Annotated in this window: 24 protein-coding genes; 15 read left to right on the forward strand and 9 right to left on the reverse strand. The window is 45.1% G+C overall.

What is annotated here, in order from left to right; genetic code table 11:
• Positions 1 to 34 precede the first annotated feature (34 nt).
• The 4 genes from FD971_RS04280 to FD971_RS04295 are packed head-to-tail and all read left to right on the forward strand — an operon-like array spanning position 35 to position 3,209.
• On the forward strand, positions 35 to 934 hold the full coding sequence (locus FD971_RS04280; protein ID WP_371743072.1) for an amino acid ABC transporter substrate-binding protein: 900 nt from the start codon (positions 35 to 37) through the stop codon (positions 932 to 934).
• A gap of 33 nt (positions 935 to 967) precedes the next feature.
• Positions 968 to 1,756 carry an amino acid ABC transporter permease gene (locus tag FD971_RS04285; protein WP_215334843.1) on the forward strand — a complete coding sequence of 263 codons (789 nt, stop codon included), beginning with the start codon at positions 968 to 970 and terminating at the stop codon, positions 1,754 to 1,756.
• Positions 1,757 to 1,776: 20 nt separating this feature from the next.
• Entirely contained in the window at positions 1,777 to 2,445 is a 669-nt protein-coding gene (locus tag FD971_RS04290) for an amino acid ABC transporter permease (RefSeq protein ID WP_215334844.1), read from the forward strand.
• Between the two features lie 29 nt (positions 2,446 to 2,474).
• On the forward strand, positions 2,475 to 3,209 hold the full coding sequence (locus FD971_RS04295; RefSeq protein ID WP_215334845.1) for an amino acid ABC transporter ATP-binding protein: 735 nt from the start codon (positions 2,475 to 2,477) through the stop codon (positions 3,207 to 3,209).
• Between the two features lies 1 nt (position 3,210).
• Here FD971_RS04295 and pcaC read toward each other — a convergent pair whose 3' ends face one another.
• Positions 3,211 to 3,588, reverse strand: coding sequence for a 4-carboxymuconolactone decarboxylase (pcaC, locus tag FD971_RS04300; RefSeq protein WP_215329790.1), 378 nt, complete (start codon positions 3,586 to 3,588; stop codon positions 3,211 to 3,213).
• Between the two features lie 86 nt (positions 3,589 to 3,674).
• On the opposite strand from pcaC, the gene FD971_RS04305 reads away from it, so the two are divergent.
• Both FD971_RS04305 and FD971_RS04310 read left to right on the forward strand, forming a co-directional pair.
• The gene (locus tag FD971_RS04305) at positions 3,675 to 4,052 is read left to right on the forward strand and encodes a hypothetical protein (RefSeq protein WP_215334848.1); all 378 of its coding nucleotides are present in this window, start codon (positions 3,675 to 3,677) and stop codon (positions 4,050 to 4,052) included.
• A 91-nt stretch (positions 4,053 to 4,143) separates the two neighbouring features.
• Positions 4,144 to 4,830 carry a DUF3313 domain-containing protein gene (locus FD971_RS04310; protein WP_215334850.1) on the forward strand — a complete coding sequence of 229 codons (687 nt, stop codon included), beginning with the start codon at positions 4,144 to 4,146 and terminating at the stop codon, positions 4,828 to 4,830.
• Positions 4,831 to 4,954: 124 nt separating this feature from the next.
• Here FD971_RS04310 and FD971_RS04315 read toward each other — a convergent pair whose 3' ends face one another.
• Positions 4,955 to 5,644: a recombinase RecT gene (locus FD971_RS04315; RefSeq protein ID WP_215334852.1), complete on the reverse strand. Its 690-nt coding sequence runs from the start codon at positions 5,642 to 5,644 to the stop codon at positions 4,955 to 4,957.
• Between the two features lie 19 nt (positions 5,645 to 5,663).
• Positions 5,664 to 6,596 carry a YqaJ viral recombinase family protein gene (locus FD971_RS04320; RefSeq protein WP_215334854.1) on the reverse strand — a complete coding sequence of 311 codons (933 nt, stop codon included), beginning with the start codon at positions 6,594 to 6,596 and terminating at the stop codon, positions 5,664 to 5,666.
• 84 nt (positions 6,597 to 6,680) lie between these two features.
• On the opposite strand from FD971_RS04320, the gene FD971_RS04325 reads away from it, so the two are divergent.
• The 3 genes from FD971_RS04325 (at position 6,681) to FD971_RS04335 (ending at position 8,358) form a co-directional block, all read left to right on the forward strand.
• Positions 6,681 to 6,917, forward strand: coding sequence for a helix-turn-helix domain-containing protein (locus FD971_RS04325; RefSeq protein ID WP_215334856.1), 237 nt, complete (start codon positions 6,681 to 6,683; stop codon positions 6,915 to 6,917).
• A gap of 14 nt (positions 6,918 to 6,931) precedes the next feature.
• The gene (locus tag FD971_RS04330) at positions 6,932 to 7,387 is read left to right on the forward strand and encodes a hypothetical protein (protein ID WP_215334858.1); all 456 of its coding nucleotides are present in this window, start codon (positions 6,932 to 6,934) and stop codon (positions 7,385 to 7,387) included.
• 89 nt (positions 7,388 to 7,476) lie between these two features.
• Positions 7,477 to 8,358, forward strand: a complete 882-nt coding sequence (locus FD971_RS04335; RefSeq protein WP_215334860.1) for a hypothetical protein — start codon at positions 7,477 to 7,479, stop codon at positions 8,356 to 8,358.
• Positions 8,359 to 8,558: 200 nt separating this feature from the next.
• Here the strand turns inward: FD971_RS04335 and ppk2 are convergent, their stop codons facing one another.
• The 5 genes from ppk2 to wrbA all read right to left on the reverse strand — a co-directional run bounded on the left by ppk2 (position 8,559) and on the right by wrbA (position 11,408).
• Positions 8,559 to 9,332 carry a polyphosphate kinase 2 gene (gene ppk2, locus FD971_RS04340; protein ID WP_251368679.1) on the reverse strand — a complete coding sequence of 258 codons (774 nt, stop codon included), beginning with the start codon at positions 9,330 to 9,332 and terminating at the stop codon, positions 8,559 to 8,561.
• Positions 9,333 to 9,359: 27 nt separating this feature from the next.
• Complete coding sequence (locus FD971_RS04345; protein ID WP_215334862.1) at positions 9,360 to 9,650, reverse strand: serine/threonine protein kinase; 291 nt, start codon at positions 9,648 to 9,650, stop codon at positions 9,360 to 9,362.
• Between the two features lie 455 nt (positions 9,651 to 10,105).
• Complete coding sequence (locus tag FD971_RS04350) at positions 10,106 to 10,291, reverse strand: hypothetical protein (protein WP_015420997.1); 186 nt, start codon at positions 10,289 to 10,291, stop codon at positions 10,106 to 10,108.
• 113 nt (positions 10,292 to 10,404) lie between these two features.
• Positions 10,405 to 10,803, reverse strand: coding sequence for a DUF2069 domain-containing protein (locus FD971_RS04355; protein ID WP_215334864.1), 399 nt, complete (start codon positions 10,801 to 10,803; stop codon positions 10,405 to 10,407).
• Between the two features lie 8 nt (positions 10,804 to 10,811).
• Positions 10,812 to 11,408 (reverse strand): NAD(P)H:quinone oxidoreductase, encoded by a 597-nt coding sequence (gene wrbA, locus FD971_RS04360; protein ID WP_215334866.1) that lies wholly within the window; start codon positions 11,406 to 11,408, stop codon positions 10,812 to 10,814.
• Between the two features lie 30 nt (positions 11,409 to 11,438).
• Here wrbA and FD971_RS04365 point away from each other — a divergent pair, with 30 nt between their 5' ends.
• From FD971_RS04365 to FD971_RS04380, 4 genes are all read left to right on the forward strand, one after another.
• Complete coding sequence (locus tag FD971_RS04365; RefSeq protein ID WP_215334868.1) at positions 11,439 to 12,287, forward strand: YihY family inner membrane protein; 849 nt, start codon at positions 11,439 to 11,441, stop codon at positions 12,285 to 12,287.
• A gap of 77 nt (positions 12,288 to 12,364) precedes the next feature.
• Positions 12,365 to 12,820 carry a CBS domain-containing protein gene (locus FD971_RS04370; RefSeq protein ID WP_215334870.1) on the forward strand — a complete coding sequence of 152 codons (456 nt, stop codon included), beginning with the start codon at positions 12,365 to 12,367 and terminating at the stop codon, positions 12,818 to 12,820.
• 42 nt (positions 12,821 to 12,862) lie between these two features.
• Positions 12,863 to 13,978, forward strand: a complete 1,116-nt coding sequence (gene aroC / locus FD971_RS04375; RefSeq protein WP_215334872.1) for a chorismate synthase — start codon at positions 12,863 to 12,865, stop codon at positions 13,976 to 13,978.
• Between the two features lie 15 nt (positions 13,979 to 13,993).
• Positions 13,994 to 15,151 (forward strand): MFS transporter, encoded by a 1,158-nt coding sequence (locus FD971_RS04380; RefSeq protein WP_215334874.1) that lies wholly within the window; start codon positions 13,994 to 13,996, stop codon positions 15,149 to 15,151.
• Between the two features lie 23 nt (positions 15,152 to 15,174).
• On the opposite strand, the gene FD971_RS04385 is transcribed toward FD971_RS04380, so the two are convergent.
• A complete protein-coding gene (locus tag FD971_RS04385; RefSeq protein ID WP_215334876.1) occupies positions 15,175 to 16,845 on the reverse strand; it encodes an electron transfer flavoprotein-ubiquinone oxidoreductase in 1,671 nt (556 codons plus the stop codon).
• A 197-nt stretch (positions 16,846 to 17,042) separates the two neighbouring features.
• On the opposite strand from FD971_RS04385, the gene FD971_RS04390 reads away from it, so the two are divergent.
• Both FD971_RS04390 and FD971_RS04395 read left to right on the forward strand, forming a co-directional pair.
• Complete coding sequence (locus FD971_RS04390) at positions 17,043 to 17,741, forward strand: CoA transferase subunit A (RefSeq protein ID WP_215334878.1); 699 nt, start codon at positions 17,043 to 17,045, stop codon at positions 17,739 to 17,741.
• A gap of 49 nt (positions 17,742 to 17,790) precedes the next feature.
• A complete protein-coding gene (locus tag FD971_RS04395; RefSeq protein ID WP_215334880.1) occupies positions 17,791 to 18,441 on the forward strand; it encodes a CoA transferase subunit B in 651 nt (216 codons plus the stop codon).
• Positions 18,442 to 18,460: the final 19 nt, after the last annotated feature.

An 18,460-nucleotide genomic window follows, 5' to 3' on the forward strand; every position in this document is an offset into this window, starting at 1 on the left:
TAGACGATAGGAGATATTCGTGAAAAGCAAAAGACTGAGCACTAATTGTTTAATCGCTGCAACATTCTTGTTGGGTGCCGTAAACGCTCATGCTGCAAGCCAGACGATGGATAAAATTAAATCTACCGGCACTGTAACTATGGGTGTTCGTGAATCGTCAATTCCAATGTCATACACAACCGGAGATAGTCGCTTTGATGGCTATCACGTTGAGGTTTGTCGCATGATTTTGGCTGACGTCAAAGACAAGTTGGGTTTAAGTACTCTGCGTATTAACTATCAACCCGTTACATCCCAGAATCGTGTGCCCTTGGTTCAAAACGGCACAGTGGATATTGAGTGCGGTACAACGACCAACAATACAGCGCGCGCTAAGGATGTTGGCTTTGCTAATACTCTCTACGTTGAAGAGGTTCGGATTGCGGTAAAGGCGAACTCTGGCATTACGTCAATTGCTCAGTTGGCGGGAAAGAAAGTGGCGACAACTACTGGTACTACATCAGTACAGCTACTACGCAAGCATGAAAAAGCCAATGGCGTTAATTTTGACGAGGTATTTGGTAAAGACCATGCCGACAGTTTCTTGCTCCTGGAGTCTGGTCGCGCTGATGCGTTCGTAATGGATGGTTCAATCTTGGCTGGCAATATTGCTAACTCCAAGAATCCAAAAGATTACAAGATTGTTGGCGAGGTTCTTGCAACTGAGCCTATTGCGATTATGGTTCCCAAGAATGATCCAGAATTTAAGGCTGCTGTGAATGCTGCTATTGCCAAGATTGTGACTAACGGCAATATGCCTAAACTATGGAATAAATGGTTTTTAGGCCCAATTCCACCAAAAAATATTGTTGTAGGTCTTGAGTTATCTCCAGCCACTAAAAATGCTTGGGCTAATCTCAACGACAAGCCTGCCGAAGATTACAACAAGAAGTAAACGGCAAGTACTCAACAGTTACGAGCTAATGATATGTTTTTAGACTTAGGTGTTTTTTGTAAAAACACCTTGGATGGGGAAGCGGTGGATCACTGCTTCTCCGCTCTTTTCGGCTTAGCCCAAAATAGCGATCCTAGCTACCTTGACTGGCTTATGAAGGCCTGGGGTTGGACCTTAGCTGTTGCTGGTCTAGGTCTGATTATTGCTTTATTTTTGGGGGTGGTGATGGGCACTCTACGTACCTTGCCAATCACTACCTCTCTTAATAGATGGTTAATTCGTATTTCTACTACTTGGGTCGAGTTATTTAGAAATATTCCCATCTTGGTTCAAGTATTTCTTTGGTATCACGTGATCCCATCCTTTGTATTGCCCCTAAAGTCTCTGCCATCTTATTGGTTGGTAAGTATTGCTCTGGGCTTCTTCACATCTGCCCGCATAGCGGAGCAGGTGAGGGCGGGTATCCAGGCATTGCCTAGCGGACAAACCGCTGCAGCAACTGCATTGGGCTTAACCACTGCCCAAAGTTATCGTTACGTGATCTTACCAATGGCATTGCGGATTGTGATTCCACCACTGACATCTGAGAGTATGAATTTAATTAAAAACTCTTCAGTTGCCTTTGCTGTTTCTGTGCCAGAGTTGACTTTATTCGCCATGCAGGCTCAAGAGGAAACATCCAAGGGCGTTGAGATTTATTTGGCAGTGACATTTTTATATGCCCTCTCAGCATTCGCAGTCAATAGAGTGATGACTTTGATTGAAAAGCGTAGCCGCATCCCGGGTTTTATTGTGTCTAATGACGCAAGCTTGGCTCACTAAGTGTTCATTGGGCAGATGACATGTTGAGCTTAGATCTGGGTTTCTATAATTGGGAGTTATTCACAAACTACATCTTGAAGGGTTTGTTGTTTAGTGTGCAGTTGACTGTTTTTGCAACGGTTGGTGGCATTCTTTTTGGAACTTTTCTAGCCTTAATGCGTTTGTCTGGACGGTCAGCCTTGATATATCCGGCTACCTTCTACGTGAACACGATGCGATCCATTCCCTTGGTAATGGTAATCCTGTGGTTTTTCTTGCTAATACCAATTTTGATCGGCAGGCCGATTGGAGCAGACCTTTCAGCAACAATCACCTTTATTGCATTTGAGGCGGCCTTTTTCTCAGAAATTGTCCGCGCCGGCATTCAGTCTGTGCCTAAAGGCCAAACCTATGCAGGAGAAGCATTGGGAATGACTTATGGCCAGAATATGCGATTGGTAGTTTTGCCCCAAGCTTTTAGAAATATGATCCCAGTATTTATGACTCAGACAATTGTACTGTTTCAAGATACTTCTTTAGTCTATGCAATTGGCGCATACGACTTACTCAAAGGCTTTGAGATTGCTGGCAAAAATTATGGCCGACCAATCGAAACCTATATCTTGGCTGCCGCTACCTATTTTTTAATTTGTTTCTGGCTTTCTAAATTGGTTCGCATAATCCAAGCTAAAGTTGCGATTATTCGCTAATTCCATCTAGACAAATTTTATAGATCATCATGATTCAACTTCAAAATGTTTCCAAATGGTATGGCTCATTTCAGGTGCTAACTGATTGCTCCACATCGATTAAAAAAGGTGAAGTCGTTGTGATTTGCGGTCCTTCAGGCTCAGGTAAATCTACGCTGATCAAAACAATAAATGCCCTCGAGCCTTTTCAGGCCGGCGAGATTGTGGTTGATGGTATAGCTCTTCATGATCCAAAAACCAATTTACCGAAACTACGCTCCCGTGTTGGTATGGTGTTTCAACACTTTGAACTATTCCCGCATCTGAGCGTTACTCAAAACCTCACCCTTGCGCAAATGAAGGTCTTGGGAAGGTCGGTCGATGAGGCTAAGGCTCATGGTCTTAAGTATCTTGAGCGAGTCGGCCTCATGGCTCAAAAGGATAAATTTCCTGGACAGTTGTCTGGAGGTCAGCAGCAACGAGTCGCAATTGCGCGTGCTTTAAGCATGGATCCGATTGTGATGCTCTTTGATGAGCCAACTTCAGCGCTTGATCCCGAGATGGTTGGTGAGGTGCTCGATGTGATGGTTAAGCTGGCAAATGAGGGCATGACAATGTGTTGCGTGACTCACGAGATGGGTTTTGCCCGCAAGGTGAGCCACCGTGTGATCTTCATGGATCAAGGCAAAATTATCGAGGACTGCAGCAAGGATGAGTTCTTTGGCAATCCCGAAGCAAGATCGCCGAGAGCCAAAGATTTCCTCTCAAAAATCTTGGATCACTAATTTAGATTCCCATTTCTGCAAAAACTTCTTTCGCACAGCGGAAGCTATCAATTGCTGCTGGAACACCGCAGTAAATTGCGGCCTGTAAAAATACTTCCTGGATATCTTCTTTGCTCAGGCCATTATTAATGGCGCCTCTCACATGAAGCTTAAGCTCATGAGGGCGATTTAAGGCGGTGATCATGGATAGGTTAATGATGCTTCTTGTTCTACGGTCAAGACCAGGTCGGTTCCAAATTTCATTCCAGCAATATTCAGTCACCAATTCCTGCATAGGCATGTTGAATGCATCGGCATTCTTAATGGAGTTATCTACATACTCAGCCCCCAGTACTTCACGACGTGTTTTTAAACCTTTTTCAAATGCTTCCTTATTCACATTGATCTCCTGTAGTGATGACGTATTAAATGGATTCCATATATTGCCACTATTCATGCTCGGCTGTTTAGCCTAGAATAGTTTGCATGAAAATCTCTCACTCGCTTCGCATTACCACTTTTTCTTTTATCATTTCATTGCTGAGCGCCTGTACTGTTGATAAGCTTGAAGCAAGATTACAAGCTGATCCTGAATGTAAACCAGTCATGAATGCCAAGACTGGTGCCTTGATGCCTTGCCCTGGGAGTGACAGGCAATTTTATAAATCGATTCCGGCCTTAAATGCGGCTGCGCCAAAAGTAAAGCAGGGTCAAGAGGTTCAGATGCCTAATGCCGCTGCAAGCTCGGTATCAGATTCAGCGTCAAAGCCCGCCTCAGTCTCGAAAGCTACTAGTGCACCAGTTGAGTGCAAGCCGCAACTCCATCAAAAGTCTGGCAGTCTCATGCCTTGCCCAGGACCATAAAGTAGGGTGGCTCTTAGCCATGAATGAAGCGTATGATCAGCTCAACTAGCTTAAGAGCTAATTCCCCCCACATCACGCATCGGATCTAAAAATGAACAAATTAGGCGCTTTAGTTGCAGCAATTTCTGCAGTAACTTTATTGGCAGCATGTAGCAACACCCCTAAGCTAGCAAGTCAGCCAATGCCAAAGTCTGGTTTCTTACCAAATTACTCCGTGCTCGTACCAATGGCTACTTCTGAAGCAGATACCCGTATTTGGAGATATCGTAAGGCGGGTGTAAATGCAAGCACCTACACTGCAGTAATTTTGGATCCAATTTATTTGAATCAGAATGCGACTAAAGAAATTTCACCGGAAGTAATTAGTCAAGCGCAGGTGGCATTACAGGACTCAATGGTCAATGCAGTCATTAGCCGCGGCAATATTAAGATCGTGAATCAAGCTGGTCCAGGAGTAGCTCGCATCTCTGTTGGTATTACTGGAGCAGAGAGCTCAGCAGATAGCTTGCAACCCTGGAATTTCACACCGATTGGTTTGGCAATGAATGCAGCTGCCTATGCTGGTGGTGTCAACTCCAAAACTCCTGCGATGCTAGTGGAAAGCAAGATTACCGATAGCCAAACTAAAGAAGTGATTGGCGAAGGCCTAGTAACAATTGAGGGTGAATCTTTCCGAACTGGTGGTGGCTCAGTTGAATCATTTGTGGCAATGGCCAAGAAGGTTGTAAGAGTTGCAATGGAAACTTCAGCAGATCCTAGGGCTACCATATCTAAATAAGGCGCCTCAGCCATAATCAAGAGGCGGGAAATGTATGAAAGGATTTGGGCGCAGGCTTGAGGGCTAAATTAGATTTATATATGTATCCAGAGATGGAAAAGATCGCTATGGCTAGTGACAAGCTCTACGCTATCGCCAACCTCACGCACTGCTGTAATGCCCGATGTCTTAGCATTCTTCTGGGCATCTTCTTCCAGATCTCGTTTTCACCTTTTACTTCAGCTAGGTACTCCCGCACAGTGGTGGGTACTTCACGATCTTTGCGATAGATTGAGCACTCGATCCATTCCGGTAGTCCATCAATGAGGGTATCGGCTTGAGTAAAGTGCAAGCCATTAAATTGGGGATGTTGATTGAGTAACTTAGCGCATCCTTCAATCGTAATCAATACTTGCCATTGCCCATCTTCATATTGAGTAAAGCCGATTTCTTCAGACAGGGGGTCTAAGTGCAGACTTTGCATCATTCTGAGTAATGTCAAAATCGACTTGGCAGGCACTTCAATTTGCAGATCTACCCAGGCATGGAGCTCTGCCTCATCAATGCCTAGTCCACTAGCTGCTCTAGCGAGTTCTTTTGTAATCAGGCTATTGAAGAGCTCAATGGATTGAGTGATATTTGTTTGACCGCTAGTTTGAATGACGGATCCTGCGCCAAAGGTGACTATCGTTGGGCTGTTAGCTGGGCTAGTTGCTTGTATCCTCGGCTCAATAAGATCTTCTGCAATATGTTCTAAGCCTTGCTTTTGCAGGATCCTCTTTAAAGCCTGAGAGCGCTTATTGGGTTTACTGGATCTCTCTAAATTGTTTTTCATGTGGGTCTCCTTGTATTGGCTAAGCAATCTGTTTAATAACTAAACGCCTGCTGTTCTGTACTGGCATCTTGTAGTTATTCGCAATCTCTGGATGCTCTAGTTCTAAGCGTTTGCTATCTAACCTGAAGGATGGCTTAGGAGCTTTCCAAGTTGCCAGTACCTTGCCTTGATGGGTAAGGGATTCCGCCTCTCCCATTTGATTCATGATGTTTTGTTTAATGGAGGAGATCTCTTGCTCACGAACATCGATCTCACTATTAAGTACTTGTAGGCGGGAAGTTAATTCCAGCGTTTGCGCTTTGGCCTCTACAGACCTGGCTGGATCGCCTTTACTAAAGAGGGCCTGACAATCGGCTTCGCTTTGTGCTGGTGGTGGTAGATCTTTTAAAACATAGTCATTCCAAAAGAGATTAGCCTTTTGCAATACGGCGCTCTCTAATTCTAGGTCTCTCGCGATCTCATAGATCCTAAAGTCGCTATTACCAAAGAGCACAGCCAGATCAACCTTATCGAGGTTAGTAATGGCCATATACCAAATGCACTGGCATAGATAACTCATAGGCACTTCATCTGATCCGACCTCTCCCCAGTCACCAGAGCTAAAGGGATTGGCTGTTTTACATTCCAAAATACGAGCAGGAGAAGGGGAGCCATTTTCTAATACAAAGCGATCCATGTGTGCGCTCATAAAAGCATGCTCGGGGTGGATGTAGATCGATTCATCGTGAACAAGTTCAAACCCGGTAGCGCGGGCATATTCGCTAGCAACAAACTCTTCGGCAAACGAGCCAAATCTCAAGGGTAGGGAATCTAGCCTCTTGTTTTCTTTGCCGGTCTTTTCCATCCAGACTTGTAATGGCGATCTAAAGCGGGATAGGCCCAAAATTGCTCCAATGTCACTGCCACCTATGTATTTGCTGCGATCTACGCTAAAATCTTGATTAATAAGCATTTATTTACAGTCCTTAAGTATTATTAGTAAGTTTATATAAACTATTAATAGTTCATAATGACTCATTATAAGGTCATTTTAAACTTGATTACAAGTGCTCAAATTCGTGCAGCTAGAGGCATGCTGGAATGGACTAGATCTGATTTGTCTGAGAAATCTGGGGTTGGGTTTTCTTCAATGCAAAGACTTGAGTCGGCCGATGGTGTTCCTGGGGCTCAATTTAAGACTCTTGAAGCAATCAAAGATGCATTCGAAAAAGCTGGGATTGAATTCATTGGTACACCAGAAGACGGCGCTGGAGTGCGCTGGAAATTGAAGTAACCAATTGGGATAGTATGGCCATTGCCAGCCCAAAAAATATTCGCCTTGAAATGCGTCGGCACATCGCTGGCACAAACATGCCATTTACTAAGAGGCGGAAGATCGAAGACCTACTAGTTAGGGCGGTGCGATATTTTCGAATAATGCGCTCTAGTCGACACAAATCAAGCTTTCCACGACCTGGCAATCTCCTAGTTAGACTGCCTTTGGCGCGTGGCCGACAGGATGAAACTCTATTGCGTGCTTATATTTTTTCCGCCTTGTTCCGTGCCTGGATGATAGGTTTTGATCAATACCCAAAGATCAACAACAAGGGCTATCCAGCAACAAATTTTGTGAACTTTGCAGATTATGTTTTAAAGCGGATTGGAATTGGAAAAGCGGAGGATCACCTTGAGGAGTTTCGGTCCTATCGAAAAAAGATATTGATCGCATCTGGGTTTAAGGTTGTGCGTGGCAAGGTGATTTAACGGGGGGTATAAATCCTTTTGTCGGCTTCAGCATGATGGAAGGTTTTCTCGTTGTGAGAAAGCCGTCAATCATCTATTAGGAGTCAGCCATGGCTAATACGAGTAATAAAGTAGTGAATCCGCAAACCGGCCCCAAAACAGCTCTCGGGAAAAGTATTTCTAGTAAAAATGCGCAAAAGGCATCCATTTTTGTTAGGGGTTATCTACCATCTGAAAACCCAGAGCAACGACAAGCTCAGTTTGAGCTGCTGTGCGAGCAATGGGGTGCCTCGGATCCCACTCGCCAGATTTTGTTACGAACAGTTGAGGAGGCCAATTTGGGGTGCGAGCGATTAATGCTTGCTTTACGACAGAAGATCGAAGGAAAAATGCAGTCGCTTGAAATCGCGCAGGAATTTGCCAAGCAAGCAGGGATGAGCGCATTAGACGGGTTGTCATTACCTAGTTGGTTTTTTAAAGAAAATTCTTCACAAAAATCGCATGCTACTAAATTGCTAAATGCTTATTCAGACGTTCTCGTTTTGCGGGATTGCTTCAGTGATCAGCTCACCGCTCAAATTGCACAGCAGTTCCCCAATCTTTATGCATATGTGATGGAAGGGCAACGTCAGGGAATGATTTTTTCAAGTGTTCTCGGTCAGCGCTATCGGCAAGCTACACCCTTACTTAATTACGCAGCTGTCCAAAAAGAAATTGAGGAGAAGTATCGCCATCACTTGACTTGGGCACAAGACGCAGATCGATATGAAGCAATCATTGCAGGCATTCGAGCCTCACAGATGATTGAGGCAATGGAATTGGATAAATATACGCGCTATATGACTAGTTTTCAAAACCGTATCTTTAAGGGCATTCATGGGCTTGCTGTCATAGATCAATATGAGGCCAAAACAGTTCAAACCCTTCCTAATGGCATATCTTTGAGTGAATCCGGCGATGCTGGCGCGGAAGTCACTGAAGAGTCTGATTAATACAGTCGGCATTCAAACTACGTTTTGCAAAACGAAATGGTTTTTACTTCACAAATATAAATAGGATGACTTATACCCGCACTGGCACTCATAAGTGCTAGTGCGGGTATTAAATTGATTTCGGGTTGCTAGCTTAGATGCAAAAAACATAATGCTTCCTAAGAAGATATTATTTTGCTTCTAATACTCCCAATAGGTGGTTACAGGTACAGCTTTGGCAACTTTTTAGAGTTAGCGGCCCATGTGAGGACAATCATCAGGTCGATCTTCAGAATTTTCTTATCTTTATCTGGGTAGTCAACTCGCGTCAATAGATCTGCAATCAGATTTAGGTGCGCAAGCCTCTTATCGTTCGCATTAATCACTGTCCATGGCGCATCTGATGAGCTCGTTTGCTTGAGCATGTTGTCTCTAGCATCGGAGTAGGCATTCCACATCTTCTGGGCTTTTTGGTCAATCGGGCTAATCTTCCACTGCTTTAAGGGATCTTTTGCGCGATCTTTGAGTCTTTTAGCTTGCTCTTCTTTGGAGATATCTAGGTAGTACTTCACTATTTGAATATTTGACTTTACAAGCAGTGCTTCGAAAGCATTGACCGTTGCCATGAACAATTTGTACTGATCATCAGTGCAAAAGCCCATCACCTTTTCAACGCCGGCACGGTTATACCAACTTCGATTAAAGAGTACGGTCTCACCAGCTGAGGGTAGTTGTGCAACGTATCTCTGAAAGTACCATTCATGCTCTTCAATAGATGAGGGTGCTGACAGGGCAACCACTTTAGTATCTCTGGGGCTTAAATTCTCAGTGATACTTTTAATGCTGCCATCTTTGCCTGCAGCATCACGTCCCTCAAAAATAACTAAGAGACGTTTACCTTTTTGAATAAGGTGACGCTGGAGTTTGACTAATTCAATTTGAAGGAGTCTTAAGTCTGCCTCGTAAGTATGTTCGGGAACTAAAGATTTACTCACGGGCAGTTCTTAACAATTTCTCAAAGATTATTGAGCGGGTGTTACTGGTGCAACTTTCTTAGCTACTGCTTTTTTAGCTGGAGCTTTTTTCGCAACTGCTTTCTTTGCCGGAGCCTTCTTGGCAGCAACCTTCTTAGCAACTGCTTTTTTAGCTGGAGCCTTTTTCGCAGCAGCTTTTTTTGCGGGTACTTTCTTGGCTGGAGCTTTCTTTTCCATCTTGTCTAAGGTCTTAGCAAGCTTGTCAATCAACTTCTCTCTTTCGGCTTCCAACTTATCCAATTTTTTCAATAATTGCTTCACTAACTTTTTTTGACTCATGATGTATTCCTTTGAAGAGAGTGCTATTTGTTAAAGCTTGGTAAAAGAGGCTTACGCCCCCTCTGATGCTACGTTTTATTGAGTTCAGTTTCAAGCGATTGTGACAGTCAGAGCCATATTTAATTTGGCGCTAGATTGAGTGAGTATGTTGAATACATTTATTTTCTCCTCCCTGAACCGTGTGGTTAACCGACCTCATTAGTTTTGTATCTGATCGATATAGTCACAAGAACTTTATTCTGATTGCTTGGACTGCTTTTACATGCTTTTATATCGCAATGAGTTTTTCTGGTATCACCTTATGGATGCTTTTTGGACTAGCTGAAATCTATGGATTGTTCAGGCTGCAACTGAAGGAGTGGAGTAGGTGCTGAGGCTTGATCTTGCCCCCAGAAACACAAAACCCCAGATAAAGACATCATCTGGGGTGATTGGCAGGCTAGAGCTCTAGAGCATTATTCCGGGTGGAAATTATTGCTGGCCATGAAGCTAATGGTGCGCTCAAAGCCCAAAATACGGATGTAGCGCCAGGCGATATCGCGGTATTTGCTGTCTAAATAGCCAATAGCGACTTCAGGCGTCCTTTTGGACAAGTCGATCTGTTGAATTGCACGGGCCCAACGTTTGAGTCTTGTTGACATATTTGCCACCTCCATGAGCATACAACGCCTGGAAAAGTGGCTGAGATGACAGGAATAAGTAATATTTTTAAAGAAATTAGCAAAAATCACTCAAATACCGCCCTTTTTGCCTTTTAAGCCTGTTTTTCAGCTGCAGCCTGCTCTTTTTTCAATGCTTTTGCTCTTGCTTTAATGGGTTTTAGGTACATCAGGAGGCAAACAAAGGCAACTGTTCCGATGGTGGTTTCAAACGCAGCCATCCAAAAATTAGCCCCAGTTTCTAGAATGCGGACCAAGCCCTCAGTGATGTAGAGCAGGATCAGCATGGAAGCCCATTGCATGGTGTAAACATTGCCTTTCCATAAGCCTGGAATAGCAAATAACAAGGGGATGGCTTTCAGGATCAGCCATGAGCCACCAGGCCGAAGTGGTGAGATAAACCATTCCCAGGCAATACACAGAATGAATAAATCCACAAAAGCTGCCGTAGCAATCAGTTGGTATGGATTTTTGGTGAGCCAGCTTTTGAACATGAATAACCTTAAACAAGTTTGAGTGCTGTGAGTGCCAGCCTCTTGCCTTGAGCAATTGCTAGGCGTTGCTCTTCAGCGCTAATAGGGGCTCGGCCATCAGCGTGGGCGAGATGGGTTACGCCGTATGGGCTGCCGCCACTCGAAGTGCTCATCAGATCAGGTTCGCTATACGGAATACCCATCACCATCATGCCGTGGTGAAGTAGGGGAATCATCATGGTGAGTAGGGTGCTTTCTTGACCGCCATGCAAGCTGCCGGTACTCGTAAAAACACAGGCTGGCTTGCCGATGAGCGCTCCATTTAGCCACTCTGAGGAGCTGCCATCCCAAAAGTATTTCATGGGAGCTGCCATATTGCCAAAGCGAGTAGGGGATCCGAGTGCTAAGCCGATACATTCTTTGAGATCCGCATATTCAACATAGGGAGCACCATCTGTTGGCACTGCCGCCTCAGTCGATTCGCACACGGTGGAGATTGCAGGGACAGTTCGCAGTCTAGCGTTGGCACCTGGAACGCTTTCAATGCCTTCAGCAATGAGACGCGCTAAGTCACGAGTTGCTCCGTAGCGTGAGTAGTACAAAACTAAAATGTCAGATTGGCTCATATTGATCTCTTATCTCTTATGATATGGGCGATGCGCCTCATTCAGAATCCTCAATTATGGCTCTCTCTTGGAAAAGAGATCTGGGAGCGTAATCGCGGTCAAAATCTTAAGCAAGTTGCGGCTAGTTTGGCCTTTACGACTACGCTCGCTCTGGTGCCAATGCTGACGGTAGCTTCTATTCTGATCGGCTATTTGCCAAGCGTGGTCCGGATTAAATATGCTTTCCAGGCCTGGTTACTTGATACCTACATGCCAGGCGGATTAAATCAGCAGGTCTTCAATTATCTTGATCAATTTTCGACCCAAGCCAAAGGCTTGACCTTAATTGGTTTAGCAGGTCTGGTCATTACTACGATTATGACGATGGCGGTGATCGAGAATGCTTTCAATCAGATCTTCCGCGTTACCCAACGTCGACCTATTTTGAAGAAGATTGCGATCTACTCGGCAGCAACCATTTTGGGCCCCATTCTCTTGGGTATTGGGACCTATTTGAGCGGTCTTTTGTTTAGTGCTGCAGAAGGGTGGACGGAGACCTTGAGCTTTGGCTTGAGCTTATTTGCCACGGTGGTACCGGTGCTTCTAGCGATGTCTGTATTCTCAGTGGCCTACAAGATGCTTCCATACGCCCAAATTCTATGGAGCGATGCCATGAGCGGAGCCTTTTTTGCTGCATTAACTTTTGAATTAATGAAGTTTGGTTTTGGTCTCTTTTTAACTAATGTGGCCTTCTATAAAACCGTCTACGGCGCTTTTGCCATCTTTCCTTTAGCGCTTACTTGGATTTATCTCACCTGGTGGATTACCTTGGCTGGAGCCGTACTGGTGGCCAACCTTCCTAGTATTCGGAGTGGGGTGGTTAGGGTTATTCGTTACTGAAATACCTCAAATGACCCTTGATTCCCTTGGGGCTTGGGAATATATTGTTTCTATAAGAACTCATTGCTGGAGATCAAATGAAGGTTTGTGACATATTGCGCGTAAAGGGCAGCACACTATTTACAGTGGCGCCAGACACTGCCTTGCAAACTGCCGTCATGGTCATGAGTGAGCACGATATCGGCTCTTTGGTAGTGATGGAGTACGACAAGCTCGTTGGCATACTGACATTCCGTGAGGTGATCGCCGCATTAGCTAAACATCGCGGTAAGTTAGACGACCTTAAAGTGCAAAGCGTGATGAATGCTAAGCCGCTGACTTGCAATATGGAAACCGAGATTGATGAAGTACGCCGGATGATGCTTGTTGAGCATGCCCGCTATCTGCCAGTCATTGATCAAAAAATGCTGATGGGTGTGATTTCTTTCTACGACGTAGCCAAATCGGTTGTCGAGGCCCAGGATTTCGAAAACACTATGCTCAAGGCCTATATTCGCGACTGGCCAGAAGAGACTGCAAAGGCGTCCTCCTAGGCAGCCTGACCTGTAGGCCCTGACAAATGACATAATGTCGATATGTCAGGAAATACTTTAGGCCTTCTCTTTACTGTCACCACTTTTGGTGAATCCCATGGTCCCGCGATCGGCGCTGTTGTTGACGGTTGCCCTCCTGGAATGTCCTTGTGTGAAGCAGATTTGCAGATTGATTTAGATCGTCGCAAACCTGGCACATCACGTCATGTGACCCAACGTCAAGAAGCCGACAAGGTTGAAATTCTCTCAGGTGTTTACGAAGGTAAAACTACCGGTGCCCCAATTGGCTTGCTCATACGCAATACTGATCAACGCAGCCAAGACTACGGCAACATTCTGCAAACATTTAGACCTGGCCACGCGGACTACGCATATCACAATAAATATGGTTTGCGTGATCCTCGCGGTGGCGGGCGATCTTCAGCAAGATTGACTGCGCCAGTAGTGGCAGCAGCAGCAATTGCTAAGAAGTGGCTTAAAGAGCAATACGGTACCGAGTTTTATGGCTACATGAGCCAACTTGGTGAGATTGAAATTCCATTTCAAGATGCGGCGCTCATTGAGAGCAATCCTTTCTTTGCTGCGAATGCCGATATCGTGCCTCAGCTAGAGACTTATATGGATTCACTGCGTAAGGCAGGGGATTCTTGTGGGGCAAAGATCGAGGTGAGGGCGCGCAACGTTCCCATTGGATTGGGTGAGCCTTTATTTGATAAGTTGGATGCCGATATTGCGCATGCCATGATGGGTATCAATGCGGTTAAGGGTGTAGAGATTGGTGCTGGCTTTAAGTCCGTTGCACAACGCGGTAGTGAGCATGGTGATGAGTTGCACCCTGATGGCTTTGCTAGCAACAATGCTGGCGGCACTTTAGGTGGCATCAGCACTGGTCAAGATTTACGTGTCTCGATTGCAATTAAGCCAACTTCCAGCATCTTGAGCCCAAAAGAATCGGTTGATTTGGATGGCAAGCCGATTACTGTGCAAACCAAGGGTCGTCATGATCCTTGCGTAGGTATTCGGGCAACGCCGATTGCCGAAGCTATGTTGGCTTTGGTATTGATCGATCACGCATTGCGTCATCGTGCTCAATGTGGCGATGTGAAACATACCGTTCCACCAATACCAGCATCACGTCCTGGCTCAGCTACAGACTAATCTAAGAAAAAGAAAATGACACCTTCAGTGCGTTGGGCCTTCGGGTCCTTTTTCTTTTTATATTTTGCTTACGTTGGTTTGGTTTCTCCATACGCCAGCCTCTTTTTTCTTGAGCGTGGTTTTAGCGTAATTGAGATTGCAGTTTTAATGTCCATGCTGCAAATTACAAGGATCGTAGGCCCATTTTCCTGGGGATGGTTATCGGATTATTTATCCGATCGCATTGGCATTATTCGCTTCTGTGCGTGCTTAGCAGCAGTGACTTTCTTATGCATCTTTTTTCTGCAAAGCTATATCGCATTCTTTATTTGGATGTTTGTGTTGCACACTATCCTCAGCAGCTTGATGCCCTTGGGTGAGTCAGCCACAGTACATGCTCTATTTAAAGATAATTCATTTGATAAGCGCTATGGCCGTTTACGTTTATGGGGTTCAATTGGTTTTATTGCCATGGTTTTATTTGCGGGCGAACTCTTTCAGCGAAAAGGGATTGAGCTCTATCCGATTGTGGGCGCGGTGATATTGACCTTCTTGGCTTTAGTTACCTTTCGCTTACACGAGCCGAAGATGGAACGCCGCAAGATGGTCAAAGGCGAACTTCTCATTGTTTTATTTAATCCGGACGTGCGCTGGTTCTTGCTCTCTGGTTTTTTTATGATCTTTGCACATGCCGCTCTATATGTGTTCTATTCACTCTACTTAGCGGATCTGGGTTACGACAAGTTCCAGATCGGTTTGTTCTGGGCTCTAGGAGTTGGAGCTGAAGTCATTTTCTTTTATTTCCAAAGTAAAGTACTCAGTCGCTTAGATGCTGCAGTGGTTTTACAAATCGCTTTTGGTATCGGTGTCTTCCGATTTATTTTGATCGCTTTTTTCCCAGTGACCTGGGTCCTGATTTTGGCGCAACTCATGCATGCTGGCACTTTTGGCGCGCACCACAGTGCTGCTACCAAGTTATTGCAACGTTGGTTTACCGGCCCGCTACAGGCGCGAGGTCAGGCCTTAATGGCAACCGTATCTTATGGCTTAGGTGGAACGCTAGGCGGCTTAGTTGCTGGCTGGTTATGGGATGCTACTCAGCCACGCAACGTATTTGTGATGTCAGCTTTAGCTTGTGGTCTAGCCGGTATGGCGATTGGGAAACTACGTCCTCGCCACTACCCGGCTAATTAACCAAAGACTTAAAACAACTACCCTTACATTGAACCGTAGTTAGGACCACCACCACCTTCAGGGGTAATCCAAATAATGTTCTGACTTGGATCTTTGATATCACAGGTTTTGCAATGCACGCAGTTTTGCGAATTAATTTGCAACTGTGCTTGACCCTCTTTTTCGACATACTCATAGACGCCAGCAGGACAGTAACGTTGCTCTGGTCCCGCATAGGTTTTGAGATTCAGGTTCACTGGTACCGATGCATCTTTTAAGGTGAGATGGATGGGTTGATTTTCAGCATGATTGGTATTGGAGATAAATACCGAGGAAAGCCTATCAAAAGTAATCTTGCCATCAGGTTTTGGATAATCAATTGCTTGATGTTGTGCTGCTGGTTCGAGGCATTCATGATCTGCATGCTTTAAATGAATCGTCCAAGGCATATTGCCACCTAAGAGCTTTTGCTCCAATCCAACCATCAGGGTACCAATGTAGAGCCCTTTAGACATCCATGGCTTGAAGTTACGTGCTTGATTGAGTTCGGTATGTAACCAACTATTCTTAAAGGCACTGGGATATGCGGAAAGCACATCAGCAGAGCGGTTATCAGCCAGTGCTGCAACAGCAGCTTCTGCAGCAAGCATGCCGGTCTTGATGGCAGCATGACTTCCTTTGATGCGTGATGCATTTAAGAAGCCAGCGTCACAACCAATCAATGCGCCACCCGGAAATACGGTTTTAGGCAAACTATTTAGGCCGCCTGCAGTGAGTGCACGTGCACCGTAGGCCAAGCGCTTACCGCCTTCAAAAGTCTCGCGAATCTTTGGATGTAACTTATAGCGTTGGAACTCTTCAAAGGGCGAGAGGTAAGGGTTCTTATAAGAGAGCCCAACTACAAGACCCACCGCAACCTTGTTATCACCTAAGTGATACAGGAATGATCCACCATAGGTATCACTTTCTAGTGGCCAGCCTGCGGTATGAACCACTAGTCCAGGCTTGCTCTTCGAAGGTTCAACTTCCCATAACTCTTTAATGCCAATACCGTAGCTTTGTGGGTCAGCATCTTTATCGAGCGCAAACTTAGCAATCAGTTGCTTGCCTAAATGTCCTCGTGAACCTTCGGCAAAGAGGGTGTACTTGGCACGCAATTCCATACCAAGCTGAAATTGATCGGTGGGCTGACCTTCTTTATCCAGACCCATTGCGCCAGTAATCACACCACAAACAGCGCCTTGCTCGTTGTAGAGAATTTCTGCTGCAGGAAAACCTGGGAAAATTTCTACGCCAAGATTCTCGGCCTGTTGACCGAGCCAGCGAGTGACATTGGCTAAGCTAACAATATAGTTACCTTCATTCTTGAAGCAATGTGGGAGCATCCAATTGGGTACTTGGAATGCACTTTCTTTGGTCAGAAATAAAAACTCATCTTGAGACACTTCTGTATCGAGTGGCGCACCTAACTCCTTCCAGTTGGGAAAGAGCTCTGTGAGTGCCTTGGGATCCATGACCGCACCAGACAGAATATGCGCACCGATTTCGGATCCCTTTTCAAGAACGCAGACGCTAATCTCTTTGCCGGATTCATTGGCTAATTGTTTAGCTTTAATGGCTGCGGATAGGCCTGCAGGACCACCTCCGACAATGACCAGGTCATAGTCCATGGATTCTCTAGGTCCAAACTGTTCTAGCAATTCTTGGGCAGTCATTTCATTTCTCCGGCATTACTTATCGATAGGGTGCACAAGCTATTTTTAGCATTTCTGCCATTTTCTCAGCCTAAAACTACACCTATAGTTTAGTTCCAAGCTAAATAAACCAAGTTAGTGCCCAATGCCAATGGGCTTAAGAGGCTAAAGCGTTATGATTGCTTTTTTACCCTTTTTGGCAATATTAGGACGAATTTATGAATAAAACTTACCCATCAGCTGTTGATGCCTTACGGGATATCTTGAAGGATGGCCAAAAGCTCGCCGTTGGCGGTTTTGGTTTATGTGGCATTCCTGAGGCTTTGATTCAGGCAGTTAAGGACCTAGGCGCACAAAATCTAACAGCAATTGCCAATAACGCAGGGGTGGATGGCTTTGGTTTGGGCTTGCTCTTGAATTCAAGGCAGGTAAAGAAGATGGTGGCTTCTTATGTAGGTGAGAACAAAGAATTTGAACGTCAGTTTTTAGCTGGTGAGCTTGAGCTGGAATTTACTCCGCAAGGAACTCTTGCTGAGAAGTTACGTGCAGGTGGTTGTGGTATTCCTGCTTTCTATACCAAAACTGGTGTGGGTACTTTAGTTGCAGAAGGCAAAGAAGAAAAAGAATTCGATGGCGAGCGTTACATCATGGAGCGCGCAATTGTCTCTGACATCTCACTTGTAAAAGCATGGAAGGCTGATAAATCAGGTAATTTGGTATATCGCTACACCGCCCGCAACTTCAATCCAGTAGTTGCTATGGCTGGCAAGATTACCGTTGCTGAGGTTGAAGAGATTGTGGAGAACGGAGAATTGGATCCTGATCAAATTCATACGCCGGGTATCTACGTGCATCGTCTAGTACTCAACACTACGCCCGAGAAGCGTATTGAGCAACGCACTTTATCAGTGGCTTAAGAAATATTACTTAGCTGCACTTACAGAATAGTTATTTAGGAAGATCGATATGCCTTGGAATAGAGATGAAATGGCAGCACGTGCTGCTAAAGAGTTAAAAGATGGCTACTACGTTAATTTGGGTATTGGTATGCCAACCCTAGTGGCTAACCATGTTCCAGAAGGAATGGAAGTATGGCTCCAGTCTGAAAATGGTTTACTGGGCATTGGTCCATTTCCAACCGAAGCAACCATTGATGCGGATTTGATTAATGCAGGCAAGCAAACAATTACTACCTTGCCAGGTTCTTCTATCTTTTCTTCTGCAGATTCATTTGGAATGATTCGAGGTGGAAAAATCAATATCGCCATTTTAGGCGCTATGCAGGTAAGCGAGCATGGCGACTTGGCCAACTGGATGATTCCAGGCAAGATGGTCAAGGGTATGGGCGGCGCTATGGATTTAGTTGCGGGAGTAAAGCATGTGGTTGTCTTGATGGAGCACGTTGCCAAGAAAAAAGATGGCACTGAAGAAATCAAGATCTTGCCTAAGTGCACGTTGCCGTTGACTGGCGTAGGTGTAATTAGCCGCATCATTACTGATCTTTGTGTGCTTGATATCACGCCTAAGGGCTTAAAGTTAGTTGAGCTAGCTCCCGGCGTGAGCAAGGAAGAAGTCGTATCCAAAACAGGCGCCCCTGTAGATACATCAGGTTTCTAACCTTTTTCATTGGATAGTG

The sequence above is a fragment of the Polynucleobacter sp. AP-Ainpum-60-G11 genome (assembly GCF_018688375.1).
In the GTDB taxonomy this organism is placed as follows: domain Bacteria; phylum Pseudomonadota; class Gammaproteobacteria; order Burkholderiales; family Burkholderiaceae; genus Polynucleobacter.